The 12,332-nt window shown below is 70.3% G+C and carries 7 protein-coding genes and 4 pseudogenes; 6 read left to right on the top strand and 5 right to left on the bottom strand.

The genetic code is table 11. The annotated features are described in order from the left end of the window. Window positions 1–29 precede the first annotated feature (29 nt). The 3 genes from ACH4E7_RS35245 (at window position 30) to ACH4E7_RS35235 (ending at window position 3,561) form a co-directional block, all read left to right on the top strand. Window positions 30–1,859, top strand: coding sequence for a glycoside hydrolase family 15 protein (locus ACH4E7_RS35245; protein ID WP_396253275.1), 1,830 nt, complete (start codon window positions 30–32; stop codon window positions 1,857–1,859). Window positions 1,860–2,004: 145 nt separating this feature from the next. Next, window positions 2,005–2,844: an SDR family oxidoreductase gene (locus ACH4E7_RS35240; protein ID WP_396253246.1), complete on the top strand. Its 840-nt coding sequence runs from the start codon at window positions 2,005–2,007 to the stop codon at window positions 2,842–2,844. Window positions 2,845–2,886: 42 nt separating this feature from the next. Beyond that, on the top strand, window positions 2,887–3,561 hold the full coding sequence (locus ACH4E7_RS35235; RefSeq protein WP_396253245.1) for a GAP family protein: 675 nt from the start codon (window positions 2,887–2,889) through the stop codon (window positions 3,559–3,561). 252 nt (window positions 3,562–3,813) lie between these two features. Here the strand turns inward: ACH4E7_RS35235 and ACH4E7_RS35230 are convergent, their stop codons facing one another. Further along, window positions 3,814–4,530: a TNT domain-containing protein gene (locus ACH4E7_RS35230; protein ID WP_396253244.1), complete on the bottom strand. Its 717-nt coding sequence runs from the start codon at window positions 4,528–4,530 to the stop codon at window positions 3,814–3,816. A 340-nt stretch (window positions 4,531–4,870) separates the two neighbouring features. On the opposite strand from ACH4E7_RS35230, the gene ACH4E7_RS35225 reads away from it, so the two are divergent. Further along, entirely contained in the window at window positions 4,871–6,211 is a 1,341-nt protein-coding gene (locus tag ACH4E7_RS35225; protein ID WP_396253243.1) for a GH1 family beta-glucosidase, read from the top strand. 252 nt (window positions 6,212–6,463) lie between these two features. On the opposite strand, the pseudogene ACH4E7_RS35220 reads toward ACH4E7_RS35225, so the two are convergent. From ACH4E7_RS35220 to ACH4E7_RS35205, 4 genes and pseudogenes are all read right to left on the bottom strand, one after another. Continuing rightward, window positions 6,464–6,661: pseudogene (locus ACH4E7_RS35220) on the bottom strand (RHS repeat domain-containing protein); the annotation flags it as partial. 503 nt (window positions 6,662–7,164) lie between these two features. Beyond that, entirely contained in the window at window positions 7,165–10,341 is a 3,177-nt protein-coding gene (locus ACH4E7_RS35215; protein WP_396253242.1) for a trypsin-like peptidase domain-containing protein, read from the bottom strand. Continuing rightward, entirely contained in the window at window positions 10,338–10,688 is a 351-nt protein-coding gene (locus ACH4E7_RS35210) for a trypco2 family protein (protein WP_396253241.1), read from the bottom strand. The genes ACH4E7_RS35215 and ACH4E7_RS35210 overlap by 4 nt, the downstream gene beginning before the upstream one ends. Window positions 10,689–10,861: 173 nt before the next feature. Continuing rightward, window positions 10,862–11,027, bottom strand: a pseudogene (locus ACH4E7_RS35205) (pirin-like C-terminal cupin domain-containing protein); the annotation flags it as partial. A 207-nt stretch (window positions 11,028–11,234) separates the two neighbouring features. Between ACH4E7_RS35205 and ACH4E7_RS35200 the strand changes: the two are divergent. Both ACH4E7_RS35200 and ACH4E7_RS35195 read left to right on the top strand, forming a co-directional pair. Then, window positions 11,235–11,618: pseudogene (locus ACH4E7_RS35200) on the top strand (family 1 glycosylhydrolase); the annotation flags it as partial. A gap of 329 nt (window positions 11,619–11,947) precedes the next feature. Next, window positions 11,948–12,058 (top strand): annotated as a pseudogene (locus ACH4E7_RS35195) (family 1 glycosylhydrolase); the annotation flags it as partial. Window positions 12,059–12,332 lie beyond the last annotated feature (274 nt).

Here is a 12,332-nt window from a genome sequence, read left to right as displayed (position 1 = left end):
GTGGAGAAGGAGAGGGAGGCTGGATGATCATGGACCGGTACCCACCCATCGCAGACCACGGCCTGGTCGGCGACCTGCAGACCGCTGCTCTGGTCTCCTCCCAGGGCGTCGTCGACTGGTTCGCGGCTCCCCGGTTCGACTCGCCGAGTGTCTTCGCCGCGCTGTTGGACCACGATCGCGGCGGCTACTTCCTGCTCGCACCCGAGGACCGGGGCGCCACCTGCAAGCAGCTCTACTATCCGGACACCGCGGTCCTGGTGACACGGTTCATGTCGGCGGACGGGGTGGGCGAGGTCTTCGACTTCATGCCGCCGGAGCAGGGGACCACCCCGAGCGACCGGCACGTCCTGATCCGCGGAGTGCGGGCGGTGCGCGGTACGGTGCGCTTCGCCCTGGAGTGCCGACCGCGGTTCGACTACGGCCGGGCCGCTCACGAACTCGACCCGCAGGGCGACACCGCCACGTTCCGCGCGCCGGGCTTCGTCGCGCACCTGCAGGCCACCTTCCCGCTCCACCCGGACGCCCGGGACGTGCGGGGCGAGGTGACGCTGAACGCGGGGGAGGTGGCCGCCGCCGTGTTCACCGTGGACGGACCGGACGGTGAGGCGCCGGCGCCTCCGACCGTGGAGGGCGTGGTCGAGCAGCTGTGGCACGCGGTGGACTTCTGGCAGCACTGGGTGCACCGTTCGCGGTACCGGGGTCGGTGGCCGAGCATGGTCAACCGCTCCGCCATCACGCTCAAGCTGCTCACCTACGCGCCGACCGGCGCCCCCGTCGCCGCGGCCACCATGGGCCTGCCCGAACAGGTCGGCGGTGAGCGGAACTGGGACTACCGCTACACCTGGGTGCGGGACGGCTCACTGTCGGTGCGCGCGCTGCTCGACCTCGGGTTCACCGACGAGGCGGCGCAGTTCACCGGCTGGCTGGGCGAGCGCATCGGCGAGCGGCTGCGGGGTCAGCGGGAGGTCGTCGGCGAGCCGCTCCAGATCATGTACCGGGTCGACGGCGACCCCGAGCTGACCGAGGAGGTCCTCGAACACTTCGAGGGCTACCGGGGCTCGTACCCGGTGCGGGCCGGGAACGCGGCCGCCGACCAGCTGCAGCTCGACATCTACGGGGAGGCGCTCTACGCCCTGGCCGAGGGCCGCGAGGTCAGCATGCGGGCCGGCTACCACGGCTGGAAGAACCTCGCCCGGACGCTGGACTGGCTGGCCGACTCCTGGGACCGGCCCGACGAGGGCGTCTGGGAGACCCGCGGCGGACGCAACGACTTCACCTTCAGCCGGGTGATGTCCTGGACCGCCTTCGACCGCGGTCTGCGCCTGGCTGCCGAGTACAGCCGTCCCGCCGACACCGCCCGCTGGACGGCCGCCCGCGACGCCATCCTCGAACAGGTGATGGAACGAGGCTGGAACGAGAGGGAGCAGGCGCTCGTCCAGTACTACGGCGGCGACGTCCTCGACGCCTCACTGCTGCTGATCCCCCGGGTCGGGTTCCTGGCTCCGCGGACGGAGAGCTGGCTGTCGACGCTGGACGCGATGGACCGCACCCTGGTGTCCGACAGCCTCGTCTACCGCTACGACCCGGCGGCCTCGCCGGACGGTCTGCGGGGCTCGGAGGGAACGTTCAGCCTCTGCACCTTCCTCTACGTGGACGCCCTCGCCCGGGCGGATCGGCTCCGCCCCGCGCGCTACGCGTTCGAGAAGATGCTGACCTACGCCAACCATGTCGGACTCTTCGCCGAGGAGATCGGACCGACCGGCGAGCAGCTGGGCAACTTCCCGCAGGCCTTCACCCATCTCTCGCTGATCATGGCGGCCAGGACGCTCGACGAAGCCCTCGACCGGCAGGACGACTGACTGCCGGGCCCGGACCACCGCCGCTGCGCCGATGGTCTGACGGGCGTCCCCCTGACGGACCAGCGCGGCGAGCCGAACCGCGACCCGGGTCGGCGGTGCTGCTTGTGTTCGGAGTGCCGCCGCACGGACACATGGGGAGACAGCAGTGGGCACCAGCGACAACGAGGGCCGTCGGACCACCTCCTACCCGCTCCTGAAGGGCCAGAAGGCGCTGGTGACCGGGGCGAACTCCGGAATCGGCAGGGCCACCGCCATTGGCCTGGGGCGGGTCGGGGCCGATGTCGTGGTCAACTACGTGGCCGGTCGCGAAGCCGCCGAGGAGGTGGTCCGGGAGATCGAGGGCTTCGGCGTGCGCGCCTACGCGCACGAGGCCGACGTCTCCCAGGAGGACCAGGTGACCGGGATGATCTCCCGGATGGTCGACGAGTTCGGCACGATCGACGTCCTGGTGGCCAACGCGGGCCTGCAGCGGGACGCCGCCGCCACCGAGATGACCCTGGCTCAGTGGCAGAAGGTCCTCGACGTCAACCTGACGGGTCAGTTCCTGTGCGCCCGGGAGGCGGCCAAGGAGTTCATGCGCCGTGGCGTCGTCCCCGAGGTGTCCTGCGCAGCAGGGAAGATCATCTGCATGAGCTCGGTCCACCAGATCATCCCCTGGGCCGGGCATGTGAACTACGCGGCTTCCAAGGGCGGCGTGCTGATGATGATGCAGACCCTGGCCCAGGAGCTCGCGCCCCACCGGATCAGGGTCAATGCGGTGGCGCCCGGCGCGATCCGCACCCCCATCAACCGCAGCGCCTGGGAGTCGGCGGAGGCGGAAGCCGACCTGCTTCGCCTCATCCCCTATAACCGGGTCGGTGATCCGGAGGACATCGCCACCGCCGTGGCCGCGCTCGCGTCCGACCTGTTCGACTACGTCGTGGGCGCCACGCTCTACGTCGACGGCGGCATGACGCTGTTCCCCGGCTTCGAAACCGGCGGGTGACCACAGGGCCGGCGTCGACCGGAGAACGTACAGAGGACGTGCATGGGAAAGGTTCTCGGTGATGTGCTGGGCTTCGCGGCCGCTGTCGCGGTCAGCCCGCTGCCGATCATCGCCATCATTCTGATTCTCGCCACGCCGCGTGGCCGTCTCAACGGATTGCTCTTCACGGCAGGCTGGGTCGTGGGACTCGCGGGGCTGGCCGGCGTGATGCTGGCGGTCGGCGGGTCTGCCGGATCCTCCGGCCACGGCCACCCGGCCACCTGGGTGGGAGTTCTCAAGCTCGCCCTCGGGGTCCTGCTCGTCCTGTTCGGCGCTCGGCAGTGGCGCCGGCGTCCCAAGGACCCCGCCCAGGCGCACCTGCCGAAGTGGATGTCCGTGATCGACGGCCTCAGCCCGGGCAAGACCCTCGGGTTGGGGCTGGCGCTGGCGGCGGCGAATGCGAAGAACGCCCCGCTGGCCATCGCCGCGGGGGCCACGATCAGTTCGGCCGGGCTCCCGGTCGGGCAGCAGATCGCGTCGGTGGCGGTGTTCGTGGTCGTCGGCTCGCTCGGACTGCTGACGCCGCTGGGCGTCTTCCTGATCATGGGCGAGCGGGCGAGGAGCATCCTCGCCGACTGGCGGGACTGGGCCGCGCGGAACAACACGGCCGTCATGGCGGTGTTGTTCCTCGTTCTCGGGGCGAAGCTGGTCGGCGACGGTGTCTCCGTGCTGACCTGACGGGATCGCCCGCCCGGTGGCCGGCCACCGGGCGGGCGATCCCGTCAGGAGCGGGCAGCGGAACGTACTGTCATTCGACGGCCGCACCCAATCGCGGTCCTCCGAGGATCCGGCCCGTGCCCGGGTACCACCACGCACCACCGATCAAGAGCCCCTCACCGGACCTGGCCGACCGGCCCGGGGCCGAACCCCGTCTCCGCGTGTCATGGTGATGCCCTCGTCCAGGTGATGCCCCGTCCAATCGGCCGTGGTTCAGGAGCCGTGGCCCGTGCCGACGCAGCGCTCCGGCTCGGCGACCTTCAGGTACTCGTGCTTGAGGAGGTTGGCGACGTTGTAGCGCTCGGCGTCCGTGAAGTCGGACGGCTTGAACTGGGGGTCGAGCCACTGCTGGTAGCCGAACCCCGGCTGGTTGAAACCGGCCGCGATCCGGCCCGCCTGCACGCGGAAGGGGCGGTTCACCTCGTAGCAGTGGTAGCCGTTCCCGGTGCCGTTGAGCGAGTCCGGCGGCAGGGCGCGCTTGGCGTAGGGAGTTCCGCCGGTCGCCAGGAATCCGCCGGTCTCGGCCCCGAACCGGTCCAGGGCCTGACCCACGTCCATCGCCTGCTCGTGCATGTCGAGGGTGCCGTTGGTTTCCGCGAAGCCTCGGTTGCCGGGGTACTTCCACTGGGTGCCGTCGCGGTACCAATCGAGGAACTGGGTCGGCTGCAGGCCCCCGAGGCGCCGGTAGTGGTTCAGCAGCGTCGCCACCGGTCCGGTCTTCGGCAGTTCGGCCGGGCCCAGCTCGGACCGGCCGCAGTAGTAGACGGTCGGGTCGTCCGGCGGGAGGAGGTCCGGACAGTCGGACGGCAGAGGGGCGCGGTGGGACGCCGACCGGTCCGGCGCGGCGGCGACGGCGGTGCCGGCCGAGGCCATCACGGTGAGCGGAAGGGCAGCGGCCAGCGGCAGGACGATGAGCCTGAGCGAACGCATGGGTGGGCTCCAGGGGGCGCGGACGGAGGGGTGTGCGGCGTGCGACGCCGCGACAGCGGGCGCACGTGGCACGGTCATTGCACCTGCGTACTGATCGGTAGGCGGGCAACCTGGGGACTTGCTGCGCGCACAGCATTCGGACGGAGCAGTCGACGGGACCGTGAGGCCCTGTCTGCCCTGCTCCACGCAGCGGTGGGAGCAGGAGCTCCCGCGGCCTCCGTTGCCGGATGCAGCTCCTGGGGTACGGGACAGCGCCGTTGTGATGACGGCCGGTTGCCTCTGGCGTTTCCCGGGCGCGGGGCTAACATGAGTTTCCCTCACATTTTGAAGGGGGAGCACAATGGTGAACCGCCTTGACCTGCCGGCGGGGTTCCGCTGGGGTGCCGCCACCGCCGCCTACCAGATCGAGGGGGCGGTGGACGAGGACGGGCGCGGGCCCTCCGTGTGGGACGCCTTCTCGGCCCGCCCTGGAGCCGTCCGGGACGGGCACACAGGGGCGGTGGCCTGCGACCACTACCACCGGTACCCCGAGGACATCGCGCTGATGAAGGACCTCGGACTGGACGGCTACCGGTTCTCGATCGCCTGGCCCCGGGTGCTGCCCACCGGCGCGGGCGCGGTCAATCCCGCCGGTCTCGCCTTCTACGACCGGCTGGTGGACGCCCTGGTGGAGGCGGGCATCACCCCGCTGCCCACCCTCTTCCACTGGGACCTCCCGCAGGGCCTGGAGGACAACGGCGGCTGGCTCAACCGCGACACCGCCTACCGCTTCGCCGAGTACGCGAGCGTGGTGGCGGACCGGCTGGGCGACCGCGTCCCCGCCTGGATCACCCTCAACGAACCCTTCGTGCATACGGTATTCGGCTACGGCCTCGGCACCCACGCCCCCGGCCACACCCTGATGTTCGAGGCCCTCCCGGCCGCCCACCACCAGCTCCTCGCCCACGGCCTGGCGGCCTCCCTGCTCCACGAGCGCGGCCTGGAGGTGATGCTCTCCAACAACCTCACCCCCGTCTGGCCGGCCTCTTCCTCACCCGAGGACACGGCCGCGGCCGAGGCCTACGACGCCCTGCACAACCGGCTGTTCACCGACCCGGTCCTGCTCGGCCGCTACCCCGACCTCTCCGCTCTCGGCGTCCCTGACGACATCTTCGGCGCCGTCCGCCCTGGCGACGTGGACCTCATCCACACCCCCCGCCTCGACGGCCTCGGCCTCAACTACTACAACCCCACCCGCATCGCCGCCTCCACCGAACCGGGCCTCCCCTTCGACCTCGTCGACATCCCCGACGTCCCCCACACCGCCTTCGGCTGGCCCGTCGTCCCCGACGGCCTGCGCCAACTCCTCCTGCACCTGCGGGACGTGTACGGCAAGGCCCTCCCACCCATCACCATCACCGAAAACGGCTGCTCCGTCGAGGAGTCCACCGACCCCGACCAGCCCCGCATCGACTTCCTCGCCACCCACCTCGACGCCCTCGCCGCCGCCGTCGCCGAAGGTGTCGACGTCCGCGGCTACTACACCTGGTCACTGATCGACAACTTCGAGTGGGCGGAAGGGTTCCATCAAAGGTTCGGCTTGGTCCACGTTGACTTCGAGACCCAGCAGCGTGCCCCCAAGGCCTCGTATGGCTGGTACCGAGACCTGATTGCCACTCATCGACTTTACCGGGCCAGGTAGTTGAGCTCGATGGCGCCCGTGGCACATGTCGGGACCGGTCCAGGTTGATGAGTGCGCTGGTCGAGCGCGGGCAGGTGGCAGCGCTCGGCCATAGGGTGTGAAGACAGGGTGTTCGATGGTTGAGAAGGCCGTCACCAGCGGTTTGAGCTGAATCGGATTTTGTAGAGGCCTTGAAGCCAGGCGTGATCGCCGTGTTGGCCCAGTTGTGGGCCTGTTTCTGCTCGACGCTGCTGGCATCGCGTGGTACAGGTCGATTAGGTCCGGATCGAGGCCCAGCGGGTCGGGGCTGAGGTAGTGGGCGGTGGCCGGGTCGTAGTACCGGAAGACGTTGTAGTGCCGGCCGGTCTCGGCGTCGTGGAACTGCCCGGGGAAGCACAGCGGGCAGTCGACGCTCTCGACCGCGTCAGGCAGCGGGCGGCCCCACAGCGTGGTGCGCTGCTGCCAGGCCACGGCGCCGTGCTCGTCGACCAGTTCGGTCGGGGCGCCGACTCTGTCGGTGACGATGGCGTGGAAGCGGCGGTCGATCTCGTGCTGCGGGGCGTCGGCAACGGGCAGCAGCCAGGCGGTCTGGGTGAGCGGGCGCTGCCGCGTGAGGGTCCACTCGGCCCCGGCGGCGTGCTGGTGCGCGCACGATCGTCGAGTCGATCGCGACCACGCGGTCCAAGTCGCCCTCGGCTTCGGCCTGCGCGAGCAGCGCGGTGAGCGCGCGCTCCCACGTACCGTCCAGTGCCGACCTCCACGGCCGGTTGTGGATGCCCTTCCACGACCCCGAACCGCTCCGGCAGGTCCGTTTACGGCGTCCCGGTCCGGTACTTGAACACGATCGCGTCGATCACCTCCCGATGATCACGCCACCGTCCGCCGCCGCCGCCGAGGCGCCGGGTACGGCAACAACGGCTCTCCCCGCGCCCACTGCGCATCAACCAACAATCAGATGATCCGCAGGAAACGGCCTACCTCGGAGCCCCTGGCTTCAAGGGGACCCACCTCGTCATCGAGTCCCAGGCCTGCAGGACATCCGCCAGGACGTCCGCCGAGGCCTCGGCCTCGGGCCCGACCGTGCTCGCCGTGATGAGTAGCATTCCGCCGTACTGCTCCACCAGTGCGATGAACGCCTCGGTCGCCGGAGCGCTCCAGACCTGCCCGAGCACTGCCACCGCGGCCTCGCCGGGGCCGGTGAGTGCCCAGGCGCGCCCGTCGGAGGATCTGGGCGGCAGCCCGGACCACACCGGTCGCAGGTGGAGCACCTCGGCGTTGGACGACCGGGGCCCGCACGCCGCCGTCGCCGTCCAGCGGTCCCCGCTGCGGACCAACTGCGCGACCTCGAAAGACGGGTTGACCACGAGGGCGGGAACGCAGAGCGGGCCGAATCCCTCCCCCGTAGGCACTCCGGCGGTGAAGGCCTTCCAGCTGATGCCCGCGTCTTTGGCCACCTGGGTCAGGGCCGACTCGTTCCAGTGCGGATACCGGCACAGTCCGAAGTGGAAGAGCCGCGCGTCGGCCCCCATGAAGGTGTCGTCCACGTGGAGCGCCGGAACGCCGTCACCCAGGGGGTATCCGCAGTCCTGGCAGTCACCGGCCCAGAGCAACTGCATGAGCGAACGGGCTTCCTCAGGTCCGAGTCTGTCCAGGCAGACCTGACTGAAGGCCAGGTGCCGCAGTCCGGGCGAGCCCTCCTCTGCCTCCAAGACCACCCAGTCCGAGGGACGGCCACGCTCCCGCGCCCGGCGCCACCATTTCTTCCCCAGCCGGACGTCGCCGAAGGAATACGCCGTCACACCGGCCATCAGATAGCCGATCGGATCACCCAGCTCCCCCTGCTCGACCGCTGCGGCGTAGGCACGCGACACGTAGGCATTCGCCGTCTCGTGGTCCTTTCTGTGCAGGAGGACGCCGGCGTACGAGAGGGCGGCGAGCGGGATCTCGCCGTCGGCAGCAACCCTCAGGGCTTCGACGGCTTCGTCAGACTGCCACTTCGACCTCAGCCAGTCCGAGTAGTGCAGCGCACTCGCGGGATCTCCGGCCTCGGTACCGCGCTTCCAGAGCGCCACCGCCTCGTTCTGGTCGCCCAGTTTCTCGTGGACCAGGCCGAGGGCTCCGATCGACATCCGCTCCCCGCCCTGGATCGCGCGCCCGTACCACTCCCGGGCCGCTTCCAGATCCCCCCGCACGAAGGAGACGGCACCCATGTTGTGTGCCCCTAGGGAGTCGCCCTGAGCGGCAGCACGCTCGAAACAGCGGGCGGCGCCGTCATAGTCCTCCTCCTCTGCCAGCAGCGCCCCGAGAGCGATCAGGCCGTCGGAATCGTCCGCCTCTGCGAGGGGGCGGAGCACCTCCTTGGCCACCTCCGGCCGGCCCGCCACTTTGGCGACGGTCGACACCAGCGCCCGACGCGTGTCGTCGACGACGCGCAGCGCCTCCTCCCACACCTGCTCCGGGAGTTCGCTCGGACGGGCCCGGCGCGCAGCATAGGACACCAGGTAGTCGAACGGCTTCCACTTTCCGCCCCGGCCCGGCACCAGGGGACTGGTCACGCCCAGCACGATCCGGGACGCCCACTCCCAGGCCTCCGCCATGCCCTCTGGACGTAGCGCCGGACCGCCCGCCAGGTCGAGGAAGTACTCGTGGAGGCGTTCCAGGGAATCCGGCGCCAGCGCACTGTCCACGCCCGTGCGAGCAAGGGCGACCGCAGCCTCGACGAGCGCGGCCCCCCGGGGGTTGCCCCGCACCCGGTAGGCGGCCTTCCACCGCTTGAGGACCTGCGGCCCCGCTGCCAGGTACTCCGCCACCCCGTGCGCCCGGTCGGCGCTCAAGGCCGCGACGACGCGCGGGTCCTGGCGCGCCGACGCGGCCCGCCGCTCGTCGTCGGTCCAGAGCCGGTCCAGCGTGAGGTGGTGCGCAGCGCGGATCACCCTGCCTGGCGAGGACGGCAGACGCGGCCCGGTGCCCTGCGAGAGTGACGGACCGTCCTCCTCATCTGTGTAGTGCTCGTGGAACTCGGTGCGCAGCGTCGCGAGCACGACCGTGCCCCGGCGGACGAGCCGGTCGAGCAGGGACGGCGTCAGCCCGTCGGACCGCAGGTAGGTGTGCAGGTCGTCGAGCCACACGACACTCTCGCAGTCGCTTCCGGAGGGGGAGTGCAGGAAGGCCAGGTCGGCGTCGGGATCCGGCTTGCAGACCGACCGGTCCGGGAGATTGCGGACCATGCCTTCGAACAGGGCCCGCGACTTGCCCGCCGCCGAATCCCCGGTCAGGAGTAGCATGCCGCCGGTCTCCGCCAGCGCTTCGAGCTGGGCGTCAAGTCGGGCGTCGACGTCGCGCGGCACGTACTGCACCGCTTCCGGATGGCCGGCGGCGTCCGGCGCGCGATGGACGCCGAAGGAGATCGGGTCGGCGTCGGCGACCCGGAGCCAGTCGCCTTCGCGGGAGATGGCGGCCTCGTGCACCGTGTGCGGTGCCGGCCTGCCGATCTCCACCACTTCCGGCCGCAGCCCTGCGGCTGCCTGCACCGCCCGCTGGAACCCGGGGTCGGCCACCACGACCGAGACCGGAACGGCTTCCACCCGTGCGTGTGCCCACTGTCCCGGGTCCCCGGAGACCACGCCGATCAGGAATTCTCCGGCGAAGAGCGCGGCGCCCGACATTCCCTGCCAGGGCGAACCGCCGGGAGTGCCGGCCGCCGACGGTGGCGGTGTGTGGGAGCTGTCCAGGATGTAGCGGCCGCGCAGGATCGACGACCCCGGCTTCAGCGTGCCGACGATCTGCTCGGTGTCCGGTCTCGTCCCGTCCCGCAGCGAGATGAGCGGGTACCCCACGGCTTCGCAGTTCTCCCACGCGGCCAGGCCCACCGTCCGGCCCCAGCGGACGTCGGAGATCCGGCACGTCGTGGCGTCCCTGACCAGGTCGTCGTCCGCTTCGAGCAGGGCCGCGTCGCACGCCGCGTCGTAACGGCGCCACCTGAGGCGGCAGTTGCGCGTCCCCGCCCCCCCGGGGACAGCGACGCGAGCGGCCCCGCCATCCCCGTCGAACAGGTGCGCCGAGGTGAGCACCAGGCGGGAGTTCAACAGGAAGCCGCTGCCCTGCCGCGCTCCCTGGACGATGGCGACGCGTTCGACGGACCGGACGCTCATCCGCCGCGCAGTCCGGACGGATGCTCGAAGTCACCCAGGTCGACCGCGGCCCGGCTGCCGATCTCGATCGGCCCGCCGAGGGCCGAGTCCTTCGGCTTCAACTTCACGGACACCTTGTGGACGGTGTTCTGCGCGACCCCCACCTGGGCGTCGCCGGAGACCACCCAGGCCTTGAACCCCGCCTTGGCCGTCGCGTCGCGTCGCAGCTCGACCGAGAAGTCCAGCGTGATCTCGTTGACCTCGAACCTGATGCGCTGGCTGTCCGCAGCGTCCGCGGCGGCCATCAATTGGTCCCGCAGACCTTGTACGGCCTCGGTGAGTTCCACGTTCTCCAACGGATCGCGCATGTCTCCGACTCCCCCCGTTCGGCCCGCCGTCAACCGCTATCCTTATCACATCGCCCCTGGCGCGAACGGGTGATCCGGACAACGCCGCCGAACGCACCGGAGCGCGGTGGGGGCGTGTCGAGCACCATCGATGCACCCATGACACGGCCCGCCGCACAGCTACCGGCGCCAGCTCAGCGCTCGTGGCCCTGCGGCTTCAGTGGCGTCAGCGGCAGCTCCGGGGCGGGGCAGGCGGGCGCGGGCGTAGCCATGGACTTCGCCGAAGCGGGTGCCGGACTGCCAGTCGGCGCGGGCCTGGGCGATCTCCTCGTTGGTGTGGCCGATGAAGTTCCACCACATGGCGATCTGATGATCGTGGCTCTGGTTCTGGGGTTGCGATGGCGCGCCTGTGGCCGGCGTGGCCGGTTGGGGTGATCGGTGCGGCGGCCGCTGAGGGCCAGGCCCTTGCGGGCTATATGGCGCTCGGCTCTGGATTTAGGCCGCCGGCTCTCCTTGACATGAGCCCTGCTCGCATTTGTGGCTCGTGTTGTTTGGAGGGATTCATCCATGACGGACCATCGCGACCCGCCGCCCGGATTCCGCTGGGGCGTGTCCACCGCCGCCTACCAGATCGAGGGCGGGATGGACTAGGACAGCCGGGGCCGGTCGGTGTGGGACACCTTCTGCGACCGGGCCGGCGCAGTAAGGGGCGGCGACACCGGCCGGGTGGCGTGCGACCCCTATCACCGGGGGCCCGAGGACGTGGGGTTGATGCGCGGCCTGGGGCTCGACGGGTACCGGTTCTCGATCGCCTGGTCGCGCGTGCAGCCGACCGGCCGGGGCGAGGTCAACGGTGCCGGGATCGACTTCTGCGAGCGGCTGGTGGACGGGCTGTTGGAGGCCGGCGTCACTCCGCTGCCCGCGCTCTTCCACTGGGACCTGCCGCAGGCGCGACCGCCTGTCTTCGCCGTGGTCGTGCACTGGTTCACGCGTTTCCCGCCTCCCTGCAGCCAGCCGTTCAACTTTGGCGGCGGTGATCCTATACGCCTGGGTTGCCACCATCAGAGGACGGCCCTGACGGCGAGCCGCGAGGAGCCACTGATGGTTACCAGGCCACTGCTGAAGCGCAGGCCGGCAGGCACGGCGACCACGATCTTCGCCGAGTCTTCGACCAATGGCTGCCGCGGCGCGAGGTCGGGCCGTACCAGCTTGTTGCGGGCCGCTGACCTGGCAGACCACCGCCATGGATAGAATGACAGGGTGTCCGACGGGCCGAGGGCTACCACCAGCGCTTCGGCCTGGTGCACGTCGACTTCGAGACGCAGAGGCGCACGCCGAGGGCCTCCTACGCCTGGTACCGCGACCTGATTGCTGCCCACAATGCTTGCTGATCAAGGTAGTTGACCTTCGATTTCCGTGGGATGTGTGGCCCCTGGCGTCGACCGACGTGCTATCGGGATGATGCGCCTCGCAGCGGCTACGCCCCAGAAGATGCACAGAAGACAGGGTGTCCAACAAGTCCGCAGCCCGCCGCCAGTGGTTCAGCGTGGGGACGGGCGGTCTTGCGGCTCGGAAGTTGTCAAGTCAAATGAGACGGTTTGACACTATATGGACTGTTGTGCGGGCACTGTCTCCGGCTTGGGCTGGTTGATCCAGACCTTCTGG

This window comes from Kitasatospora sp. NPDC018058, from assembly GCF_044327205.1.
GTDB lineage: Bacteria > Actinomycetota > Actinomycetes > Streptomycetales > Streptomycetaceae > Kitasatospora.
The sequence above is the reverse complement of the archived record's forward strand: the minus strand, read 5'-3'. Positions and strand labels throughout refer to the sequence as shown.

Coding starts and splice junctions, on each gene's coding strand:
- ACH4E7_RS35245 (WP_396253275.1), top strand. CDS start 30: ATGGACCGGTACCCACCCATCGCAGACCACGGCCTGGTCGGCGACCTG.
- ACH4E7_RS35235 (WP_396253245.1), top strand. CDS start 2,887: ATGGGAAAGGTTCTCGGTGATGTGCTGGGCTTCGCGGCCGCTGTCGCG.
- ACH4E7_RS35230 (WP_396253244.1), bottom strand. CDS start 4,530: ATGCGTTCGCTCAGGCTCATCGTCCTGCCGCTGGCCGCTGCCCTTCCG.
- ACH4E7_RS35225 (WP_396253243.1), top strand. CDS start 4,871: ATGGTGAACCGCCTTGACCTGCCGGCGGGGTTCCGCTGGGGTGCCGCC.
- ACH4E7_RS35215 (WP_396253242.1), bottom strand. CDS start 10,341: ATGAGCGTCCGGTCCGTCGAACGCGTCGCCATCGTCCAGGGAGCGCGG.
- ACH4E7_RS35210 (WP_396253241.1), bottom strand. CDS start 10,688: ATGCGCGATCCGTTGGAGAACGTGGAACTCACCGAGGCCGTACAAGGT.